The organism is Aporhodopirellula aestuarii, assembly GCF_023701485.1.
Taxonomy (GTDB): Bacteria; Planctomycetota; Planctomycetia; order Pirellulales; family Pirellulaceae; genus Rhodopirellula; species Rhodopirellula aestuarii.
Window position 1 is genome coordinate 93479 of record NZ_JAMQBK010000015.1, and the last position, 23770, is coordinate 117248.

Below are 23770 nucleotides of genomic sequence, written 5' to 3' on the forward strand. Positions count from 1 at the left end.
ACCGATCACGATCAGCGGAATTGTCCTTATACCGAATCACTTCTATGTACCTGCTTAGCCTTGTCCGGGGTCGATTCTTAACACGCCATTGCCGCTTCGCTGGACAATTTCTTGTCCCTCGGCTTCGAGAATGACTTCGCATGAAAGACCCGTCGCCGAACCCAGCAGAGCTTCGTCGGTGGCCTCGATTTCAAAACGGATTTCTTTAGATTGGCTGTTCAGTGTGGGCATGGGCTCCATGACCGTCACGCCCTTCGGCAGCCCCAGCAATCGCACGTGGGCTTCACCATCAAACGCGTTCTTGTGCTTGACGTTCCAAACAAATGACTTCTTTTCGCCGCGGCGAACGCTTTCCGGCTTCGCAGCCAATTCCACGTACGGATCGGCAACTGTCAATTCGATAAATTCCGACGAAACACGTGTATGCCCGACGCCAAGAAACGGATCGATGTCGTCGCGCACTGTGCTGGCGATCGCAACTAACGGCCACGTCGTCAACGGTGCGGCATTGGTCGCCGAAACTCGCAAGAAACCTTCCGTCTCTCCTGGTTGAAGCGTTTGAGGTGGTTGAATAGCAAGCCCCGGCGGTGACCAAACGGCACCAAATTCGATCGCGCCTTCAAAGCCAGGTTGACGATGAAGTTTGATGGGTACGGCCAGTTCGCCTCCTCGCACCAAAGGCACCGCGGGCTTAACTAGCTCGATCGAAAACGGTGCGGGATCGACAACGGCGGTGATGTAGCTGTCCACGCGAACGGTATTCCACGCATCGCCACCCGAGTGGTTGATGAACGGCACTTGCTGAACCGATCTACTTTCCACTTGCTGATTGGGATCCGCAGGAATTGCTTCGAGCGTGATGACCGCTCCGGCGGGCGCGGCGTCCGCGTCGGCAACGAACTGCATTGGCCAAACACCAGGGATCTTCCCTTTCGGAATCGGAGGAACGATCAGTTTCATTCCCTTGGGGAGACCACGGGCGACAACGTCAAAATCACCTTTGATCGTGTCGCACTGCCCCTGTGGAAGATTCACGTTAACTGTCCAACGATTGCCCTGTGGAACCGCGAGCCCCGTAACCCGCATCGACTCCGTCCAGTCAAACGTGGTGCTCTTGAGCACCGTTTGAAACAAGGTGCGAGGCGACTCAATTTCGATGCGATAAACACCCGTCGGCCCACCGCTCCCGCTGGTATCGTGCAATTCAATGACATAGTCACCGTCTTGCTTCGGTTCCCAAACCACCGAGGGATCGAGGGTGTCAGGCAACCCGCTTCGAGAACGATAGTTGGTCCCGTAAACATCGCGTTGTTCTAACGTGACATCGTCGAGATCGACTTCGGGTTTCCCAAGTTTTCCATCGGCATCGATCGGCCGAATTCGAATCAGGGGATCGATTGGCGATCCCAGCGTCGCGGCGTACACACGAACGTGCCAGCGATCACCTTTGCGAACGTGCACCCGATAGCTGTCGAACTCCTCGCCAGAGTCAATGATTCCATTGATCGCGATTGGAAACTCGTCGACCGCGGTAATGCTCGCTCGGGGGTCTTCGAGCACGTTCGGGTAAGGACTGCTGCGAAGCGGCAATGGCGTGGGGGCGTCACCAAAATAGTTGAACGTTCCATCGGAGTCCGGAATTGGAATCATTCGATCCGTCGCGCCCAACGCGTCGCCGAGCATCCGAATTCGCTCCTTGCTGCCCGCCTGACCTCCCGGCGGATAGGCTGCCAACGGGCGAAGCGTGTCGCTGATGTGAACACAATAAGGACGGTTGGACGGAACAAAGATAGACCGACCAACTGCGACGTAAACGTGCCCGTCGCGAGGAATTTTCACAGACACGATCGGGTCTTGAATCAAGAGCGAGTTGTCGTCATTGGCCGCCAGTTCGCGTCCGTTCTCGTCCAAGACACGGACAGCAGTATCAAACTCCGAATCGCCATAGTGGACGTCAGCGATGCGGGCACATCCCACTTCAACGGCGAGTCGCTGGCCCGCTTTGACGGGCACTTTGTACAAATCAACATCACCGCGAGCCCCGTTGTTCAGTTCACCCCGAACCGTCACGTTGGGAGTGACTTCGATCGCGGTTTCGAACTGGTCGTTGCTGTTATGCCCTTGTTCATTCTCATCCGTGACCGGAAACGGCGTGACATGAAACGTCGCGATGCACGTCAATTCGTCGGCCGTTCGGAGCCGAAACGCATGTTCCCCAGGAGGGCAATCTGCGGCTATTTCAAATTGGCAAACGACCGACTCGGCAATGCGGCCTCCGTGCATCGTGTGCCGTCGTTTGGGTGGCGTTTCGGACACCTTCAAACCGGTGGCACGGATGCCTGGTTGATAAAAAATGATCTCTTTCGGGTCGTCGAGTGATACGCCACTGATCGTCACTTCAACGGTTGTACCACGTTGAGCAATCCGTGGAGAAACGGATTCGATTGCCTTGATCATTGCCCCAACGCATACGTTGGATAGACAAAACAACGACAACACAATGACGGAGATGCGCACTGGCATGATGAATCAGGTGGGATGGGGAGAGGCAGGATATTTTGGACGTGTGGATCTGAAAGGTAAGAGGCTTGCTCGCCGAATTAGCTCAACAATCCCTTGACCAGCTTTCCATCCTTGATGATTTCGATCGGGCGGGTTCCAAACGCCAACAACTCTTTGCCAGCATCAATCCCGAGTTGGTGGTAAATCGTGTGCATCAGGTTCTCCAGCGGCACCGCGTCACGTGCCGGCTCACCGCCGATCGAATCACTCGCTCCATAAACCAAACCGGGCGCGAAACCACCGCCTGCGACCAACATCGAATAGTTTCTGGCCCAGTGATCGCGTCCGCTCGTGTTATTGACCTTCGGCGTCCGGCCAAATTCCGACGTCACCCAAAAGATCGTGGTGTCCAGCAACCCGCGGCGATCCAGGTCGGTAATCAATCCGGAGATCGCGTGGTCCAAGGCGGGCATCTGATCCAAGCAGTCCTTTTTGACATCGACGTGGGAATCCCAACTGCCATACGTCACGGTGACGAATCGAACCCCCGATTCAACCAACCGCCGCGCGACGATCATCTTCTCGGCGAGTCCCTTCGGGTGGAATTTGTTATCAGGCCCCTTCAGCCCAACAACATCGCGTCCGTAGAGCTGGAACGTTTCTTCGGTCTCACCGTCCAACGAGAACGCCGCCTGGGATTCTTTGGACGTCAGCAACGTGTAGGCTTGCTGATAGAAGTCGTCCATCGTGTCCAACGTCGTTGGATCAGCTTCGAGTGCACGGATTTTTTGCTCGATGATGTCACGAGCCGTCTTGCGGCGATCAAACCGCTGCATCGAAACCCGTTCAGGAATCGAGAAGTCTTTGACTTTGTAGTTGCGTTCGGCTGGATCCGCGTTGAGTTCGAACGGCCCGTGCGTGCTACTGAGGAATCCGGTTCCGCCGGCAAAGCTGTGGTTATTAGGGATGGCAACATACGGCGGAAGTTCGCCGCGTTTGCCGAGTTCGTGCGAAACGATCGATCCCATTTGTGGAAAATCGATGACCGCGGTCGGCGTGTAGCCGGTAAAGAGATGGTACGTGGCTGTGGCATGGTCAGGAATTCGCCCCACCATACCGCGGATGATCGTCAACTTGTCCGCGACCGCGGCCGTCGTCGGAAAGTTTTCACTGAAGATTTCACCGGTGTTCGTTTTGGTAATACCGAATGCGCCGCGGTACTCGACGGGAGATTCGGGCTTCGGGTCAAACGATTCATGCTGGGGAACACCACCGCCAAGGTGCAACTGAATCACACTCAACGCCTTGGGGTCCTTCAACGTTTGACCCTTGGTCATGCTGAACGCTTCGCCGCCTTGCGATTGCAAACGGAACATATCGCCTAGCGACAATCCCAACCCACCACAAACACCGGCCTGGATCGCAGACCGGCGATTCATCATCGATCGGAAGCCTTTGCATCCGAGTCGATTCGGCGCATCGCTAGAGCGGCTTGAGTGTGACATGTTTAGTTCCTGAGGCGGGGAGGAGGGGTAGGTACTAAGGCGGGAAGAGAGAGCGAACGGAGATTTAAGGTTTGGGCAACGGGTGTGCGAGCGGTGGGTTCTCACGCGACCACACCAAGCTGGGACGTCCTTCATCGACTAACGTGGAGATTTCTTCATCGGAGAGAGCTCGCTTCCAAATGGCGACTTCGTCCATTCGCCCACTCAACGCGCGCGGCGCTCCTTCTGAGAATTGTGCAAAGGGCACCCAATTCCCCAATCGACAAACACCCGGGCGGATGTCGTAGTCGCCGTCGCCGAGCGCGCTTTTTGTTACGATTTCGCCGTTGACGTAAATGTCGCTTCGGCGTTTAGGGATGGAGGTGACGGACAGAACGTGCACCCACTTACCCAACGGAACCGGATCACCCACCCAACGGATCTCACTTCGGGGCGCACCCATGATTCCGCCGCGAGGAAGTCCATAACGATTCATTTGGAAGTGCAGGTCGCCATCGTCACCCTGATTCGAATTGCAGATTGCAATCATCTCACGATCGAGCCGATCGACTTGCATCCACACTCCGACAGTGATTTCTTGGTATTCACCTAAGATTTCAAACTCAACGAAATCGGAATCACGGTCAAACAACAACGCATCCTTTCCGGCCCAGCGTCCCGAAACCCAACGTGGCCCTGAGATACGACCTGCGGTGACTCTCGAATTGGGAGCCACGTTGACCAGTTTCTCTGTGTCTTCCTGTTTCACGAACGGAAACCAACCAATCAAGCTGGGGTCGTCGACTTGTTGTTGACGAATCGCTTTCCAACGCAAAAAGCCGATCTCTCCCGGTGATGGAAATTGCGAAGCATCTGGTTCGCCACCTTGTTTGGATTCGCCATCGGCATATCGAACCCAATCACCTTCGTAAACGCTTTTCATCAAGTCGTTTGTCTTTGACTCGCGAACGTTCACCTGACCGTCAAACACTTGCATCGTGCTTTCACCGGTTTTTTTCGACACGTTCAGTCCGAATTCCGTGCCCACGTCTTCGAAGTTCACGTCGTCGGTCTTAATCGTAAACCCGACAGCCGACGGCGGAACGATCGCACGCACCGCACCAAACGCCAATCGCGTGTGTAACAAATCGTCGATCGCGAGCCGAGCGGGCGCCTTCATGACCAAGTCCACGCCGCTGGCGAAACGCAAATGGACCGTACCTTCAAGCAACTCATACTCGCCCGGCTTGAAAACGACATCTTCGGTAGAACGATCATCCGCAAACTTGGCACCCGCCTCATCGACCAGCATGGCTGTCACTAGCGATCTCGAGAGATCCGCATTGGCAACCTCAACCGGTGGTGGCACCAAAACGATCCGCTTATCGAAAGACGACGGCGTCCGCAGCTCGAGAAGCACGGCAACGCATCCGCCCACGAGCATTACCCACGGAGCGATCACCGCAGCATGCTGCATTAACCAGCCCCCAAATCGTGACCTCCCTTGGCCCGTCTCCGGGGACGAAGCTTGGTCGCAGGTGACCGTCATAGCTTCGATGTCGGCTGCCAATTCGATTGCGAGGTCAACAGAATGCTTCGCATCGGACGGACCTGCGTCTGCACCAAATCCGATCTGATCCACCATCCCGCCAACGGCGTCTACCGACATCTCCCGCGCCACACCGGCCTCGAGCAATCGATGATGAATGTAGTGTTTGCGAGCCCGAGGATCCGTCTTCAAACGTTCCTGCAACTTTTTGAAGTCAGCTTCGCCGGGTGCACCATCGAGCGCCATCGACAACAGCTCCGCGAGCTCACGATCGACACGTGGCATATTCCGTCGTGGCTGTCCCGATTCGAGGTTTTCTTCCATCACGATGTCTTCAAGTTTTGTTGAACGCAGCCCAGCAACGATTCACGGATTCGAAATAGCGCCTGACGCACGGAACCGACGGTTCGGTCCAGCGATTCGGCAATCACGCTTAACGAAGAATCGGGCTCGTATCGCATGCTCAATAACTGCCTTTGGGGCGTCGGTAGTTTTTCCATACACCCTTGCAGCACCTCCATTCGATCATCGATCTCGCCACTCATCTCTCCCACGTCAGACGCGATCAACTCAAGTAGCGAATCATCAAAAACCAATCGATCGCGACCAAGCCGCTTGCAGTAGGTCAAGACTTGAAACCGCGCAACCGTGGAAGCCCACGCCCAAAAATTGGTCCCAATCTCGAATTCTTCGTGTTTGCGTAACAAGACGACATTAACGTCTTGCAGTACATCCTCGACGTCCTTCGGATCAAAGAGCAAACATCGCACAAAACCGTACAGCCGATTTTGTGACCGAGTGAGTTCGCGAACGAACTCGTCGGGGGCTCTATTTCCTGCCTGCTGTTCTTCCACTAGTCGTCTCCGGCAATCGCGCAATGAATGGGGGTAATGCGGTTTCGCTCGCAAATGATAAATGGCGCGAAAACGCATGATGTCACACCTAAACAAAAGATAATGGCATGACCTGTTACTGTGATAATGTTTCCTGGCCCGAATTCGCGGTTATTTCGTGATGATGTCGTCTTCGGATCAACACACTCGCATTGACCAATGAAAGCTTCGAAATCGCGCGGCCTTGTCTGTGTGCCATTTAAAACAGCACGGTGTGCTCTGGCTCGTTCTCCACAATGAGAATACGTTGATCCGGCCCGATTTCACCGTGAACTTGGCGTTTTCCAGTGGGCCAGCGAACCTCGACTTCCACCGGCACCATCGCCGGCCCAAGCCCAAACGAGATCGCTGATTCGTTGCGGCAAAGGTAGCCATCACCGGCGGCGGCCCAGTCCACCGTCTCTCGCTCGCCGCAGCGGACACGCACCTCCGCCCCGATGGCATCCCGTTCGCTCTCCGTTCCGACCAACTGGATCTGCAACCAGTGATTTTCAGTGGGTGTTTGGTTGATCAGTAACGCCGACCGTTGGCCGATATGGGTGACGACCGCATCGTTTTTTCCGTCCCGGTTAAAGTCCAGCCGAGCGAGCCCGCGGCCCAGGTACCTCGCGTCCCAGTACCCGGACGAATCCACGACCTCGGCGGGCTGAAAGTGGCTTCCCAAGTTCGCGAACAATTGCGGAGGCTGATGGAACGATGAGCGGTTCTCAACGGAGTCGTCGAGATGGCCGTTGGTGACCATTAGATCGAGATGTCCGTCGTTGTCAAAGTCGATCGCTTGCGTTCCAAAACCCACCAAGCTACGAGTCGGCTCGGCAATCTGGAATGGAATGCTGCGATCTTGATAAGCATCTCGCTCGGATAAGAAATGACTTGCGTTTTGATGTTCGTAATTGCTGATGTGGATGTCGAGCGTCCCGGTGCTGTCAAAATCACCAATCGCGATCCCCATCGATCCCGTCGCGACTCCGCTAGCGTCGAAGGCACATCCCTTCAGCGTTGCAACATCGTTCCATGTGTGCGATTTCACGTCGTGCGTCCAAAGCTGATTCGGAAGCAAGTCATTGCCAACAAAAATCTCATTACCCGGAACGCGGTCTAGGTCGGTCACGATGACACCAAGACCATAACTTTCATCGCGATCCTGTGAATGGATCGGCCGCAGATGCATTCCGCCCATGCCGTCATTGAGGAACACCTCGTCGGCTCCCACCCTGTAATCACCAGGCGACACCGCTCGCACAACACGACCCGAAGCATCCAGCGGAGGTTTTCGGTCGATCCGTGGATCATCGACGTAGACGCAATGAAAAAGATCGGGCAGGTGATCACCATCAAGGTCCGCGATCGCTATCGATGAAGGAACGCGAACACGGCTTGCATTCTGCGAAAGCATTTGGCGAGTAAACGTGCCGTCTCCATTGTTAATTAACAACGTGCTGGTCCCGATGTTCGAAACCGCCAAATCAGGAAAGCCGTCTTGATTCCAGTCCCCACTAGCCATCCCAAGGCTGTACTGAGTTTCCGTCGTACCGCTTGAATTCGTCACGTCGACTAACAACGTGCCCGTGTTTCGAAAGAGTTGATTCGATCGATCAGCTTGGAATGCGGGAGGATCGGACGCTCCCTGGGCGAAAGCCAAATCGGCAAGACCGTCCAAATCAAAGTCGATCACGGCCACTCCACCACCCAGCGTTTGATGAATCGAGTACCGCCGCGATACGGGTTGAGCCGAAACGCGATACATGTGTTTGAGACCGACCTCATCAGCCACGTTGGGAAAACTCGCTAACAACGCCTTCGTTTCGCGTTTTTCATCCGCATCAAACTGCAACGCGTCGATCGAGCGTGAATCAAATTGAGGAATAGGATAGCGTTCCAAGTCCATACCACATAAACGCTCTTCTTGGGTAGGAAACCCAATCCCCGACGCGACCAATTGGCGACGCTCCCCATTGAGCCGCTTGATCTCGGATGCGTCGACGCCGCGATAGCCGCTTTCAATGGTTTTCCACAACACGGCTTCGAGCCTCCTGCCGAGTTTTGACAACGATGCAGACAGCTCGCCCATAGCGTCGACATTTGGATCGTCCGATCCCGCAATCTGGTTATTGAATTTCATCGCATCACGTGTCGCAGACCAATGGAAGGTCCAGCGGTCCGCGAGCTCGCTTTGCCCCAATGCGATCAGCGGTTGGCGAATTCGTCCCATCGACAAGAAGTCCGACGGATCGCGTTTCAACGCCTCCGCCAACGCACGCACCGCGCCATCGAATCGGCGGTGTCGTGCTTCGTGAGCCCCAACGGCAGCCCAATAGTCGGCAAACTCTTTTGTTTCTGAATCCACACGTGCAAGCCACCACAGAAAACGCTCGTCGTCTTGGGCCTCCGCAACGGCGCGGCCGTAGATCGCCAACTCCGCCGGCATCGCATCACCAGCCTTGACCCGATCGTGCAACATCGCAATCACATCGTTGTATTGCTGCAAGGCAAACAGCCGACGCGCTTTGCCACACTCACCGATGGGCCAATAGGGCAGAGTACCTTCCTTGAGTTCGTCAGGCCGCGACGGATCGTCGTACATCGCATCGGTCAGAATAACCAACGCATGAAGCTCGTCCTGATGAACATCGCCATGGCGACACAGCTCGTAAAGTTGAACCGCCGCTTCGTGCCGACGTCCCTGGCGGTTGAGCAAATAGGCGAGTTGCCGGCGTGGAGGAATCGCCGAAGGAACTTTCTCGATCACTTTCCGATATCGACGCTCAGCCTCGTCATACCGCTGCAAATGAAAACACCAATCCGCCGATTGCCCCAACGCCGGCAGACCGGCTTCGGGATGCCCTTCGGGAATTTCATCGAGCAGCTCGATCGCTTGGTTCAGCTGACCGCTGGCTGCACGAACATTTGCCAATCGAAACAAGACTTCCACATCGTTGGGCTTGACTAGCAACCAGCTCTGAAGCGATTTGGATGCGCCGGCTAAGTCACCCTCCGCGGCAAGTTGATCCGCGGTTGCAATCGCGAAGCCACGATCCCGCGTCGCCGATTTTCTGATCTCGTGTGGGATGGCCCCTTCCACCTCGTCGGGTCGCGGCGCAACGGCAGATCCTTCGATCGTGCGAGGCACTTGCAAAGGACTCACGGTATCGGGAGCGCGATCGCACCCCGACAACAACGCTCCAACCAACAGATACCGCCAGATGCGCGATCGCATCTGGCGGCATGTCTTTGAATACACGATCCTCAAAATCCCAAAGGTTTCATTCGTCGAGTGGGATTTCGATCAACGAACCGATGGTCCATTAGAACTCCCCGTCAATGACTTCGCTTGACGCACGTGTCCCGAGAGCTCCCCACAAACCGTAAGGACTCTTGGATCCTGGTGCCCGCGTACCAGTCTTTCCGTATTCAACCATCGCAGCGCGAGAATCGCCCGCTTCGACCGAATCGGTAACAAACTTCACCGCACCATCGCCCATCAACACGTGAGCACCGCCCTGGTGACGACTAGACATCCCCAAAACTCCACTTTGCCATGACGGCTGATTTGCATCCCAAGTGCAACTTTCTCGGTTCGGAGGCAGAATCGTAAAGCATCCTGAATAAGTCGCCAAAGCATCGGACCAATGGAACCCTCGCATCGCAGCCACGGACCCCATCACGGTATCGGGATGCCAGAATCTCGGACGAGTTGGGTCAATCAGCGGAGTCGTATCATCTTGACACGCCGAAGGGTTCAGCAGGATGGTGCTCTCTGCGGTCACCGCTCCAGCAGCCTTCGGCAGACTGGTCCGCACATCGTTGTCGCCCAAATCTGTCGTGATTTCACCAGCCGCAATAGTATTGGCTAGCCCATCCAGAAAATCGCGAAATCTGGTCGACTGAAGCGTCACGAAAGCCCCCCGCAATGACGCACGTGTTCGCAACCCGTAGTAGTCTCCCGTTTGATACTTCGGATGACGCTCTCCGCGGATGTCGATCGCACCGCGAGCCGACCATGCGATCGAGTCACCCATGCACGCCGCATAGTTGGTTCGCCCCAACGCTGGCAAGCCGGTACCTGGATCACTTGGACAACGGTACGCGGGAAGTTCCGTCGACCAGGGAACGTACTGAATTTCCTCAGGAGTCGGACCAAATGCAGGCCAAGGAGTCGTCCCACCAGGATCGCTAGTCGCGCCGTCGACCCGGCCGAGCAACGGATTGCTGATCTGCTCCCAAAGCGCCTGCTGCTCAATAAATGGTGTGCATCCGACCAGGAAACTCAGGCGATGCAAGTTACCGTCATCCTTATCGCCCCAGAACCAGTGGTTTGTCGCCGACATAGTGCCCGTTCCCTGCGTCGGCAATTGGTTGTAGGCACTGTGATAGTTGTGTAGCGCAAGTCCAATTTGCTTGAAATTGTTACTGCAACTCATCCGCCGAGCAGCCTCGCGAGCCGCCTGGACCGCCGGCAACAACAGCCCAACAAGGACTCCGATAATCGCAATCACGACTAATAGCTCAACGAGCGTGAAGCCTCGCGGCTTCGAACCAAATTTTCTTAACATGTCATGGGACCAATACAGAAGGCGTAGAAAACTTCAAAACAAGGCAAGCGAGCGTGCTGCCTTCAGCCGAACTGAAACCACCGTAGGCGGTCCAGCACCGCGTAACATAGCCATAAGGGAAAACCCGCGTGCTTATTCAGATGGCGCCCCCCCCAACCTCGTCACGCGCAATGGATGAAATTTCCAGGAAAATTTTGTGCGGTCGACGATTCACCTAAAACCGATCATTTTATCCGGAACAACACATCGCCTTCCGACATTAGCTGTCATGGAAACAGGTGCAGTATCTGTGTTCCCTTTAGATTCGAACCTCCTTTGAAAGATTGTTCCATGAAAATGCTCGCCCTCGCCTGTCTATTCGCTAGCAGCCTTGCTTTGACCGGTTGCGGATCAGGCGAACCAGCCGTCATTGGCCAGAACGACCCCGAAGGAATCGCCAGTTACGAAGCCATTATTGCAGAACAACAAATGACCCAACGCAGCATGGAAGACGCTGAAAAAGAGGTTATGTCCAAATAAGCAGGTCCGCAAACGCCGCGCAATGAACAAACGTCACGTGGACAAACAGCACCTCATGGCGTTTCATCCGATCCCAAGGTGATTCCGATCATTGCCTTTCATTCTGAGATCGGATCAATAAGTTTTGCGGCTAGGTTGTGAACTTATCCACGTGGCCATTCGCTCCGCGAATGAGCGTTCCCGTAAGCGTCGTTTGCGGAGCAAACGGCCACATAGATTCGCCTCAGGCGAATAGATTCACACCCTAGGCGCAAACGCATAAGCAGCCTCACCAACCAAACCGAGGCAACACAGCCTTCGATCAAACGTCTCGCGTCATTCATCCACGCTAGAAAGTGATTCCGTTTTCCGTGACATGCTTAATGTTACGGGGAACGGTGATCGGCTACAGAAAAGGCTCCTGACCCTGAACTACCGTCCACTCACGATCCACTTCCATCGTGTTGATCGCCTGCTCGGTTCCGTCAGGCCATGTGATTTTTGCGGTGACAGGCATTTTGTTTTGACCGAGCCCAAAGCGGACCAGACGCTCATTGCTACATAGGTACCCATCGCCTGCGGAAATGACGCCGGTCCAGCGGTGACCGTCTTGCTCGATCTCGATGATGGCACCGATTGCATCGCGAGCTACCGAGCGGCCAATCAATCGGAAGGCGATTTGGTGGTGGTCGGTCTGCGTTTGATTAATCAGTAATGCGACCGGTTCGGTTTGATGTGTGACAACGAGATCCGTCTTACCATTTCGATCGGCATCGACCGTCCATAACGCTCTCCCAGAGTGTTTTCCCGACAAATATCCGCCTGAATCGTGAGTCGGAAAGACGGCAAACCGCTCGCCAGTCGTCTGGTAATAGACCTGCATCGGCTGCAGATACTCCGATTCACTCTCGGAAACAGGAAAGTCGACATGCCCGTTGGCCACCACCAACTCCAGCAATCCGTCATTATCAAAATCGACAGCTTCGGTTCCGAATCCGACCATCGGAAATGCCGCTTCGGAGAGGTTTTGCTGCAGCGTCCGGTCGAGCCAAAAACCGTTCCCGTTTTGCTGATGAAATGTGTTGTATTCGTCTTCGAAATTGGTGATGTAAATATCCAGATCCCCATCCCGGTCCATGTCCGCGGTAGCGATTCCCATCGATGCTTGCGGGTCAGATCGGTCGTCCGTGGCCAATCCACGCGAGATTCCCGACTCCATCAATCGCGGTGATCCCGCCGACGCGTGGCTGTAGTAGTGGTTATTGCTCATGTCGTTGGCGACAAAAATATCCAACCCCGGTTGGCGATCCAAAGACGAAACCACAACGCCGAGACCACGCCCCAGCATCGTGGGCTGAAAGCCCCAATCCTCCGTCACATCGGCAAACGTTCCGTCGCCTCGGTTGTGAAAGAGGTTGTCCGCTTCGGCGGCGAAATAGATCGGCGCACAAGATTTGTGAATGCCCTTTTCTTCGTCCACACACGAATCCGTCACCGGATCGAGCCCCGCGCAGTAGTTCAAGACAACCACGTCCGAGAGCCCATCACCGTCGATGTCAGCGATCGCACCACTGGATGACCATCGTGAAAGACGATCGGGAAAGACCTTCGCAGTGGCGTCGGAGAACGTGCCGTCACCGTTGTTGATGTAGGCCGTGTTTTCGCCGTAATTCAACACCAACAAATCGGGAAAACCGTCTTCATTGAGATCGCCCACTGCCACGCCTTGCCCAAACCCGGTGTCGTTCGTTCGAGTCTGAACGCCCACGTCTACAAATCGTCCGTCTTGGTTTCGCCACATCGCGTTGGGAGCTGAATCGCGGTGCGGCGGGGTTCCGCCAGCGGCCGACAAATACAAGTCACACCAACCATCGAGATCAAAATCGATAGCACCGCCGCCACACCCGAGTTCGGAATAAATCGGGATGCCAGGTTGGTCCAAATCATCGCGTGTTCGTCCGAAAAACTGCAAACCTCGTTCGGCCGCCTCGTTGACCAGCGTTGGGGCGATCGATGCGACCGCGATTGTTGGCGCTGACGCGACTCGCGGTTGCGAATCATCCGATCGTCGCTTCGGTTTGGGCAGGTGACCGAGGTCGCAAATCAACTCCGGGTGCTGCTTGGTGACCTGCCACGGCGTGTCACGACGCAGCGACTTGACGATGTCCTGCCGCACCGACTCCACGTCAACATCGGGTTCGTCAGGCGAGACAGGAAATCCCATCGCGATGGCTGCCCACGCCTCCGCTTCCCAGGGTCGCCCCAGCCGACTCAGCGTCGTCGCGACGTTGGCGGCTTCGGCTCTCGAATCCCTTCCCGCACGATCAAATCGCTTTTTCGCCTGCGTCGCTTGACTCAACTGAGTCGCACGCTGCTGTGCCGCTTCGATGGTCTGCGTCATCTCCTCGACCGACGTTTCCTCCATGGCAGATTCGGGCAACTGCCGAAGCGTGGCGGCGAGTTTGGCCCACATCAAACCCACGTCCGCATTCCGCTGAGTCGCCTCCCAATACGCCCGCGCGGCCTCCACAAAGTTGCCTTCATGACGTGCCCAATCGCCTTGCACGCTCCAGTACGCCCATTCAAGTTCGTAACCTTTCGTGCCGGAAATCGCGTCAAACCACGCCGGCAATTCCTCATACCGACCCAAATCCGCAAGCGTCCGTCCGAGCAATAATTGAGCGGGCAGAAACTTCGGATGAGCTTCCAAAATTTCGAGCAGTACCGGTTCCGTTTCCGTCATTTTGCCTTGATCAAACAGTTTTTTAGCCTTGCCGATCAATGGTCGCTTATCGCTCGGGTTTCGCTCGACCATCTGATCGAGCGAGTCGTTTTCTAAATCCCGCTTTTCGGTGTTACTCAACTCCATCAGCAACTCGACGTCGAATTTTCGGTTTCGCACCAATGTCCGACCGTGCGGGATCGCCTCGGTGTGCCGTTCGAAGATGACCAGAAAATCAAACAACCAACGCCGTGTTTCGTCTTGATCGGGATGTTGTGCCACAGCTTCGGAAAGCAGATCGATGCCCTCGAAGATTCGCCCTACCGAGATCAGCCCCATCACCGCTTGGTAAACGGCACGTTCATCCGCCAGCGATCCGGCATGCGCGGCATCCACCAACAGCCCCACAGCGGCCTCAGGACGTTGGTTTTCGTGTGCAACACGAGCGACCTGAGCAAGAACCTTGGGATCGTGCGAGTGAGCGATCAATACCGCATCGGTAAATTCATCGGCGACGTCCCAGTTACCCGAACTGATCGCCGCTTGCATCGCCGCCAGCGGCGAAACACCCACACCGTCCGATGCGTTGACAGGATCGCCGGGCGACGTTTCCTGCGAACAACCTGAAAACGTCGTGATCATGAGCATCACGATGGAAATGGAAATGATCCACCGTGTTGCTGGACGCGGTGTCACCTCAGCGAATAGTCGAATCATGAGTGCGAAATCAACGCGAAGTGGAATGGAATGTTGGATGATCGGGAATGATTCTACATCGCCACATCTTGACGGCGAGTACAACGTTGCGTGAACGGTAGTTGGAATTAACAAGCGAGCCTACCCGAGTCACCCGCAAGATTTCATTTCGCGAAACGAACACCGTTTTTCTAAAAACATCGAAACAGAATAGCTCGACTCGCTTATGGATGCATTGAATAAGGCAATGTATCTGTTCACGTGTAACAAGCCCGACAAGCTACCGATACATTCGACCTTCGTACCCGTCATCGTGACACCGATGTTTTCCTTCATATTCCGTTTAAAGAATTACCTCATGCCGATTCGTAATTTGATCTTCACCACCGGATTGATCATGGGCCTGTTGGCCAGTCCCAACATTTTGAGCGAAGTAAGTTACGCCGACGCAGTACATATTCCGGCGACGTCTGAAAAATCACCCGACTTTCCTGTTCCGAGCGACAAACGAGTCCCATTCGGTTGGCCTTCCATCGCCATCGCACCAGCAAACGATGGGACATCGACGTTCGTTCAGTGGTCCGACCAAGAACTACCAACCGGGGATACGGTCCGGCTTCGGGTTGCCACGGCACTCGATTCCCACGAACCGTTATTGTTGGAGATTCGTGTCCCGAGCGATCCCGAACCACTCGGAAACATCAAACTCAATTTCTCACCAGTCTTCCAAATCGGTGAATTAACACTCACGCGTGATCAAGCGTCACGCGTTCTCGCCGAAGGCATCCTCATCACGCGAACCGTCGGCAACGCAGCGTTCCATCTGTTCGGCCCCTCACAGAAATTTTCAACATCGGAGACCCCCGGCATTCCCGCTGTGCTCCAACCGCATCTCATGGTGGCGGGAGAAACCGATCGCTGGGCGGAGTACATGAAACGACTCGAAGGCGTTGACACGGTTCAACCATTCGGCTGGATGGAGGGTGCGATCCTGGATGGTGTTTATGAATTGGCTGAGGTCTCCAACAACAAAAAGCTCGCTCACGCTCTCTCTGAGCGAATCAACCTTTACTTGCATGGCGACCAGCTTGTTTACGAAGACCCCAAGAGTGTTCCCTGCGACAACCGAGTTTATGGGATCGAAGATTCGCTCCCTTTCGCCGTGATCGCTCGGACACGTCCCGATCATCCCACCATCCAACTCGCGATCGATTTTTGGAAAGACAAACGCCGCTCATCCGGCTTTGCCGAGGGTTGTATCCAGGACGGTGGGCTGTGTAGCGCCGAAGGTTCCTACACGGTGGGTTACCCGCTCATGCTCATCGGTCGACTGCGAAACGACCCACAACTCGTCGAGATGGCCCTCGACCAATTTCGCATTCGCAAAACATTGCTCATCGAAGAGGGAGACCTTTGGCTGAGGAACTCCAACGGCCGACGCCACATGAAGAACTGGGCCCGGGGCGTGACTTGGTACTTTCTCGGTCTCGTTCGCGGTATCGCGGAAGCTCCTGAGGGTACCGACACGAGCGACCTGCGGGCCGAAGCGATTCGCACCATGGACCGGGTACTGCAACATCAACAAGCCAACGGTCTCTGGCGAAACCTTTTCGATCTCCCTTCACAAACCGTCGACACCTCCGGATCCGCAGGAATCGCAGCCGCACTCGCCATCGGTGCTAGCGAAGGCATCCTTCCTGAACGTGCACGTACGGCGGCACTGAAAACCAAAAACGGATTAACCAACTACCTCACGCCCGATGGCCTGCTCGCTCACGGCACCCCGAGTAATCGTTCTCCCGAAGCCCAAAGCAACCGCCGCGTGATCTTCCCCGTCGGAATGGGACTCACCGCGCAGCTCATTGCGGCGTTGGAAAAGGAATAACTGACGATCAGAATGGGGTGTGTATCCGCTCGCGGGGGACATCGATTTAATTACTGCGGGATTTCAAAAGTAGCGGAACGGCGCGAGCCGTCCGGTAATGCGGGACCGGACGGCTTGCGCCGTTCCGCTATAAAGAGCACTAAAACAATCAATGTCCCGAGCGAGCGGGCGACGATGGACATTATCCCGAGCGAGAATCGGCAGATGTCAGTGCCGACGTGGGCGTAGCCAAAACCAGATACAAGCCGAGCGATGTCAAAACCGCGATTGCGATGACCGCAAATAAGCCCGCGTCAGCACCCCACCAAGAAAGGTCAACCGTCATTGGCCATTTCAATAACAGACGTACAAAATGCATGACAGCAACGGCCAACAACCCGAACCTCATGAACAGTGTCACCGTGAGCGTCATTTCAACACCCGTGAATGCCATCGTTAGCCAAAACTGATGGTGTCGCGATGCGACCAATAGCGACATGAATACGACATAAGCGACACCGGCTCGCAAGTTGGTCCGCAAGACAACACGCAGCAACATCAAAAACAGCAACTGCGTGAAGAAGCTATACAAGACGCCAAATCCCGCGGCCGCGATCATCTCAGCCAACGTGACCCGCATGCCCATCAACGGACTAAAATTGACAATCGTCGCAAACGAATCGGAAACCCCGCCCACCCAAAGCGGCAGCAACGAGTTAAGCAACTTCATCAGCCCCACCAACACACCCGCCGCCGCGCCGACTAACAAATCACGACCGACGACGGGATCTCGGTAGTTGCCCATCATCAATCGACTCCATCCGATTAACGTTCTCGGCCAGAGACGTCGCGTATCCGGTTCCAAAGCGACATAGGAACACCAAACGAAGGCCATCACCATCAGTGCCGCGGCGAGCGTCGCGAGCAGCATGTCGAATTCGAGCGCCGAAAACACGTGGCTGTCTTTCAACAAGCACACCACCAGCGCAACGCCGAACATGATCCGTGCGATACGTTTCGCGGTGCGAAGATCACTGCGGCCGCGACAAATATTCCTCCACGCGAAAAACGAACCTCCGGCGACCAGGATCGGAAACCAGACCAATATGATGATCACGCGTAACGTGCCGGAACCGGCTGCATTGGGTGCGGAAAGACTGCTGCCGGGATCCCATTGACCGAGCAACCGGAAGAACACCGGCCGCTGGCCAACCGCAGCCGCCTCAACCCTCAGATCCGGCTCCTCGTTTGCGTGCGATTCCGTCGAGGACTTGAGCTCCCACGCTTTGCGTTGGTCGGCGTACCCGCTCGGCAACAGTTCAGGCGATCGCTCGGTGAGCAACTTGCCGTCAGAGAGATTCGAGAGTTCTGCGGCGTCCAGCAAACGTCGCTCCCACGGTTCGGTCAACTCGAAATCGCTGCTGGCTGCGTCACCACGATCGCCTTCGCGCAGCATTCCGACTGTCGGCAGGACATCCAGTTCGAGCAATCGCCCCTCGGAATCCGACTTCAAGCGAATCATGCCCGGTGTATCAAACGCGGGACGAGCCGTGTCCGCAACCAAATAAGATTCTCCCGACCAATCCGGCACTCTGGGCACCAGTGCTTGAGGACTACTTCGATACCAGAAACGGACCGCGGGCGGATTGGGATCCGTCACCCGATCCCAGCGCTGTTGATGCTCGGTGAGGTAGCGTAGATAGTCGCGATCGATTTCAAATCCGAACGCTTCGTCTCCCGGTGATTGGTTGTAGCCGAGTGATTGAAGCGAATCTCTCGCTTTACTTGCGAGTGCTCGCGGCGAGTCCGACAATCCGATTTTGTCGATCAAGTTCGTCCATAGCCCCGCCACGACTAGCAGCCCCACCATCGCAACAGCAAATACGGTCCACGCCAGCTTGGGATCGAGCATGCGATCGTTGCTCGCCGCGACGACTTGTTGCGGGGTAGGCGTTGTGCCCGATGCAATCGCCCGGGCGATCGGATCACCGCCGGGCAGACGCCGGGCCACCGCCGCGACACCTGGTGGACGTTGTTTGGGATCGGGCTGCATGCACCACTGGATCGTATCCCAAATCAACGCTTCCTCTTCCGACTCGGTTTCTCGCTGCGCATGCGGTACAGGATCTGATAACCACTGTCTTAAATCGTCCTTGCTGGTCACGTGATGAGGGTGCCGGCCTGTCAGCATCTCGTAAAAGATGATCCCCAATGCAAACACGTCACTTTGCGGACTGGTCTGGCGTTCGAAGTATTGTTCAGGAGCCATGTAGAGCGGCGTCCCCATCAATCCATCCGAATCAGCCTCGCCATCAAACTTTCGCGCCACACCGAAATCGGTGAGCTTCGCACATCCCCGACCGTCGATCATGACGTTAGCCGGTTTCAAGTCCCGATGGACGACACCTTTCTCATGCGCGGCCGCCAAACCGGAGCACAATTGCTGGGCCAACTCGAGAACCTTCGTCAACGGCAACCGACCGATCCTCCGTATCAAACTTTGCAAGTCCTCACCATCGATGTATTCCATCGATAGGAAATGCGAATCTTCGGACTGACCGATGTCAAAGACACGGCAAACGTTCGGGTGTGCAACCGTTCTTGCCAAACGGACTTCGTTAGTCAACATCCGCAGCCGAGCCGGGTGCGCTTGCACGTCCTGGGACAGAAGTTTGAGTGCGACAGTCTCGCCTAATTTCAAGTCATCAGCTCGATAAACTTCACCCATCGCTCCCTTGCCGAGAATGGATGCAATGCGGTATCGACCTGCAATTACTGAACCAGGTAGCAAACCGCTTGAGGGCGAATGATATCGTTCAATTTGCGTATTCGACTCAGCTTCGACGGTCGAATACAAGGATTTCTTCGCATCAGATTCGCAACGATCAAAAACCTCGGAGATCGTTTCGGCAAAGTCGGGAAACCGGCTGATGTAGGACTCAGGCTCCGGGCAATCTCCCCGTTGTCGACGGTGATCCAGTTCCAATTCCAACAACTGCGCAAGCAGCGGTCTGAGTTGACCGTGTGGCCAATCTGGAAGAAATTCTTCCAGCCTGACATCTGGATTCAACAGAAACGCTTTTTCAAACACGTCACAGATCGTGTCGATCTTTTGGAGCAGCAAGATATCATCTTGCCCAATCGGCACGGCAGGCTCGCGATCATTCAAGACGTTACTCCGCCGCCCACGTTAAGCGTATGAGGTTCAGCTTCCGCTCGACGGTTCGAATGGAAACACCCAGCTGTTGAGCAATCGCTTCGTTGCTTTCACCCTCCAATTTCTTGGTGGCGATTTGCCGCTGCACCGGTTCAGTCAACTGTTCTAACCGGCCGGCAAACTGTTCTTCGAGTAATGCGACGAACTCCGCCGTAGGCTCGGCGGCAACAAAGTCTTCGATACTCTGGGGCATGTTGTCATCACCGCCGGCAAACACCGAGGCGCCCCGAACCAAGCCGCCACCGCGTTTTTGACTGGTTTGTCGACGAACCTGATCGACCGCCTTGCGGGCCGTGAGCACAACAAGCAATCGCCAGAGGTCGTCACGATCTCGCAATTGCGTAAATCGCCCCTCGCGAACGCCTGCACACAGGCTATCAAACACGCTCAGCGCGATGTCTTCTTCGTCAACAACCCGCCGCGAAGCCGACCCAAATTTTCGACGGGCGAGACCCTCAAGCCGGCGGAAATAGCGATCCCAAAGGCTCGCAGCCGCATCGTCTCTGCCACTGCGAACGCCATCGATCCATTGGGTCACTGATTGATCAAATTGTTCCATATCACGGACTCCAATTTCGTCCGAACGTGCGAAGCGGGAGTATATCACAATCAGACCAACCACGGCGTCGCCCCAGATCAACGTCGTGCCCCGCAGGAAAATCTGTGAAATTCTTTGACGTCGTGGCGGGTCGGCGGCGGGTTTTGCGAGCCATGGATGTCGCCGGGCACAACGTTGCTGCTCGGCTCTTCAAAACGCCCTTTCGATTAAGGATTGAAACCATGTCTCGCTTCTTCACACTCGCTCTTGTTGTCGCCGGAACCCTCGTCTCGATGGCAAGCCACGCCAACGCCTGGTTTGGCATCGATGCCAATCCACGTCCCGTGCCCAATCGCGGAGTCGAAGAAATTGATGTCGCCTACTACTACCGCCTTACCAATTCGTTTTTAGGTGAAACCCGGGCGCTGGACACGTACTCCAACGGCGACAATGAACCATTCATGGGACAGACCGGGAATTACTCAGGCCAAAAATGGAAGTTCACTCCTCTGGGAAACGGAACGTATCGGCTGACCAACTCGTTCCTGGGTGATGGGCGATCGCTCGACACGTACTCCGGAACTGAGAACAAACCGTTCATGGGCAGGACCGGAAACTACTCGGGGCAAATTTGGAAACTAACGCCGGTCGGAAACGGATACTTCCGAATGACCAACTCGTTTTTGGGGAAAGGGCGTTCGCTTGATACCTACTCCGGAAGTGAAAACCCACCATTCATGGGAACGACCGGGAACTACAGCGGCCAACTGTGGAAACTCACCAAGCTCACTCCGATCTACTAAGCAGGTACATAGAAGTGATTCGGTATAACGACAATTCCGCTGATCGTGATCGGTTCGGCGTAGGCCGGACCAAGGAGCCTAAGCGACGCAGTTCCGGCACGACTGAGCAAGTGAATGCCGGAACTCGCAAAGCCTCGGTCCGGCCTACAGTTCGCGGCAGTTTCGCCAGATGATTCCTGCATACCTGCTTATGCCTCCACTTTGCGGGACGATGGATCGAACCGACAACGATATGGCGAGCATTCGTTCAAGCAAAGAAACAAGCCGTGAGGTCTCCACGAGATCACGCGGCTTGTTTCGCCGGGATTAAATCGATTTTCTTGTTGTTTGTGACGCATCCCCCGTGCTAGTTTGACTGTTTGCTTTTCTAACCCGTTGGTCGGCTCCGAACGTTTTTTGCTGGGTGTATCACGGTTCGAAAGTATATCCGTCGCTGCACGAGGGGCTCACTCGATCGTTTGTGACCTAAAGAAGAGATTGAGATATGAACCGATGCCTAATGACTATCGCCGTTTTCGCAATATGTTTCTTGTCAGAAAGTGCATCGACTGCACAGAGTGTTTTTCAGCTAATCGAGCCTCAGACCGGTATCAATTCGACTGCCACAATCAGCAGTCGCAAGTTGGACATCTTGTCAGGCGGTGTGATCTATCGCTACCGACGTGAACCTCGAATGGACACGTTCGGATTTGATGCCTACAGCAGCAACACGCTCGGCCAAGTTTTGGGTTGGCCCCAGAGTGATTCTGGCCGCTTGCGGATCGGAACCGATACCGGTGCGGGTATCTCTTGGCGATGGAGTGAAATGGAAATCGACAATCCGACACTGACGCAGCCAGCGTATCCACCGTCTTACAACACACCGTCTTACAACACACCGTCTTACACTGCACCTAACCTCGCGCCGGGAGTGCCATCTCGTTTTAATCGTGGATCGATCGGCAACAATTTCATCCCCAGTTTGCCTGCGGGAACGGTGACGTTATCCAACCAACACATCAACGAACTGTGGGTTGAGATTATTGACTTGCGACAACCGGGCAACGTGCAGCGGATAAAGATCAAGCCAAACGAAGCAGTCGCGGTAGATTTAGATCGTGATCCGGTGGCAGTGCTTTACGAAGTGGTTGTTTATGACGTGGTGCGTCAATCGATCGCGATCGATCGAACTCCCCGTGGCCAAGGCAGAATCACGGAGGAGAACTTCGCACCCAAGAGCGTGGGTATCTTCCCAATCCCGCCTGGCACACAACATACCGTTGTTACACTCGACGTTTATCGCTTGGCCAAAGACAATCTCAATCCGGGGGCGGTTGCACCGTTCGATCCAGATGACTGGAAAGCCGTTGTCTCAGTCCAACCAGAACCCGCCCTGACGACGCTTGGGAACATGCCGTCAGTGCCGGTCACTGGAACGCCTGTTGCTGAGCCTCCAATTGGCCCCAGTCAACCCGCGGTTTCTCAACCGTCAGTTCCTCAACCACGCAGACCAACCCCGTTGGATTTGCATTTGAGCATTGTGAATGACTATACCGGCGCTCCGACGCAACAACCCAACATTTGCTTGGCACGCTTAAAAGCCCCAGGTACTCTCACAGTCGAGCGATTGATTTGGCAATCCAAAGAACTCATGTACGAAGTTCAGATTCCTTACACCGAACAAGTCATCATCAACGGCAAAGAACAAACGGTCACCAAGCTTCGCGTCGAAGCGCGAACCCGTTCGGAACCTTTCTTGTTGTCCGCTACCGTGGACCTGGCGATCGATCAAGTCGAAGCGTATCGCAGCGACGGCCGTCTACTCAATGGGAATGAACTGGCCAGCATTCTAAAACAAGAAAGAACCGCCGTTTGGCTCGAGGATGATCAACAACTCGACCCCCGCTATTTGCCGCTATTGAACAACACGACACTCGTTCTCTATGCCGCCCGACGCCCGTCTTGGCGAGCAGAAGCGATTGCAGAACAGCAAAAAAACAACTTCCCTTCCACACCAATCGAGTTCTGCGGTATTCTGCAATTCGACACCGGAGAGACCGTTCTCGCGAACACGGCGAGCGAATATGTCGAGGAAAATTACACCGTCATGGTGCCGGTCAGCAAACAGGTCGAACAGAACGGCGAGTCAATCACCGTGACCGAATTTGTAGAAGAAACGAGAACACGTGTCGTTTCAGTTCCGAAGGTCAAGCAAACTCGGATTGCCACCGGTACATTCTCGATTTACGAGATGGGTGGCAAACGCCTCAACTCGCCCGAAATACGAACACGACTCGCTAGCCCGCAAACTGTCGTCTACGTTGCTGCCGGAGAAAAAGTATCGCCTTGGTACCGCAAATTGCTAGCTTCGGATGCCCTCGTATTGATGGAGCGAAGGGCACAAGCAAAATAGGGCGACAACACAGGCTGCCAAGTCCAATTTAGATCTCGTTCATACCTGGTTTGAATCCA

13 protein-coding genes are annotated in these 23770 nt (G+C 55.1%); 4 read left to right on the forward strand and 9 right to left on the reverse strand.

What is annotated here, in order from left to right; translation table 11 throughout:
- Positions 1-54 precede the first annotated feature (54 nt).
- The 6 genes from NB063_RS04990 to NB063_RS05015 all read right to left on the reverse strand — a co-directional run bounded on the left by NB063_RS04990 (position 55) and on the right by NB063_RS05015 (position 10981).
- Positions 55-2523 (reverse strand): PPC domain-containing protein, encoded by a 2469-nt coding sequence (locus tag NB063_RS04990; protein ID WP_250927646.1) that lies wholly within the window; start codon positions 2521-2523, stop codon positions 55-57.
- Between the two features lie 77 nt (positions 2524-2600).
- Positions 2601-4007 carry a DUF1501 domain-containing protein gene (locus NB063_RS04995; RefSeq protein ID WP_250927647.1) on the reverse strand — a complete coding sequence of 469 codons (1407 nt, stop codon included), beginning with the start codon at positions 4005-4007 and terminating at the stop codon, positions 2601-2603.
- 64 nt (positions 4008-4071) lie between these two features.
- Complete coding sequence (locus NB063_RS05000; protein ID WP_250927648.1) at positions 4072-5859, reverse strand: LamG domain-containing protein; 1788 nt, start codon at positions 5857-5859, stop codon at positions 4072-4074.
- A complete protein-coding gene (locus NB063_RS05005) occupies positions 5859-6467 on the reverse strand; it encodes a sigma-70 family RNA polymerase sigma factor (RefSeq protein ID WP_250927649.1) in 609 nt (202 codons plus the stop codon). The genes NB063_RS05000 and NB063_RS05005 overlap by 1 nt, the downstream gene beginning before the upstream one ends.
- Before the next feature lie 160 nt (positions 6468-6627).
- The gene (locus tag NB063_RS05010) at positions 6628-9645 is read right to left on the reverse strand and encodes an FG-GAP-like repeat-containing protein (RefSeq protein ID WP_250927650.1); all 3018 of its coding nucleotides are present in this window, start codon (positions 9643-9645) and stop codon (positions 6628-6630) included.
- Positions 9646-9733: 88 nt separating this feature from the next.
- A complete protein-coding gene (locus NB063_RS05015; RefSeq protein WP_250927651.1) occupies positions 9734-10981 on the reverse strand; it encodes a DUF1559 domain-containing protein in 1248 nt (415 codons plus the stop codon).
- Positions 10982-11311: 330 nt separating this feature from the next.
- On the opposite strand from NB063_RS05015, the gene NB063_RS05020 reads away from it, so the two are divergent.
- On the forward strand, positions 11312-11500 hold the full coding sequence (locus tag NB063_RS05020) for a YgdI/YgdR family lipoprotein (protein WP_250927652.1): 189 nt from the start codon (positions 11312-11314) through the stop codon (positions 11498-11500).
- A gap of 385 nt (positions 11501-11885) precedes the next feature.
- On the opposite strand, the gene NB063_RS05025 is transcribed toward NB063_RS05020, so the two are convergent.
- The gene (locus NB063_RS05025; protein ID WP_250927653.1) at positions 11886-14918 is read right to left on the reverse strand and encodes an FG-GAP-like repeat-containing protein; all 3033 of its coding nucleotides are present in this window, start codon (positions 14916-14918) and stop codon (positions 11886-11888) included.
- A gap of 337 nt (positions 14919-15255) precedes the next feature.
- Between NB063_RS05025 and NB063_RS05030 the strand changes: the two genes are divergently transcribed.
- The gene (locus NB063_RS05030) at positions 15256-16782 is read left to right on the forward strand and encodes a glycoside hydrolase family 88 protein (protein ID WP_250927654.1); all 1527 of its coding nucleotides are present in this window, start codon (positions 15256-15258) and stop codon (positions 16780-16782) included.
- A gap of 181 nt (positions 16783-16963) precedes the next feature.
- Here NB063_RS05030 and NB063_RS05035 read toward each other — a convergent pair whose 3' ends face one another.
- Both NB063_RS05035 and NB063_RS05040 read right to left on the reverse strand, forming a co-directional pair.
- Positions 16964-19930 (reverse strand): serine/threonine-protein kinase, encoded by a 2967-nt coding sequence (locus NB063_RS05035; protein WP_250927655.1) that lies wholly within the window; start codon positions 19928-19930, stop codon positions 16964-16966.
- Between the two features lie 4 nt (positions 19931-19934).
- A complete protein-coding gene (locus NB063_RS05040; protein ID WP_250927656.1) occupies positions 19935-20537 on the reverse strand; it encodes an ECF-type sigma factor in 603 nt (200 codons plus the stop codon).
- Between the two features lie 221 nt (positions 20538-20758).
- On the opposite strand from NB063_RS05040, the gene NB063_RS05045 reads away from it, so the two are divergent.
- A complete protein-coding gene (locus NB063_RS05045; RefSeq protein ID WP_250927657.1) occupies positions 20759-21319 on the forward strand; it encodes an RICIN domain-containing protein in 561 nt (186 codons plus the stop codon).
- Positions 21320-21803: 484 nt separating this feature from the next.
- Complete coding sequence (locus NB063_RS05050; protein WP_250927658.1) at positions 21804-23711, forward strand: hypothetical protein; 1908 nt, start codon at positions 21804-21806, stop codon at positions 23709-23711.
- Positions 23712-23770 lie beyond the last annotated feature (59 nt).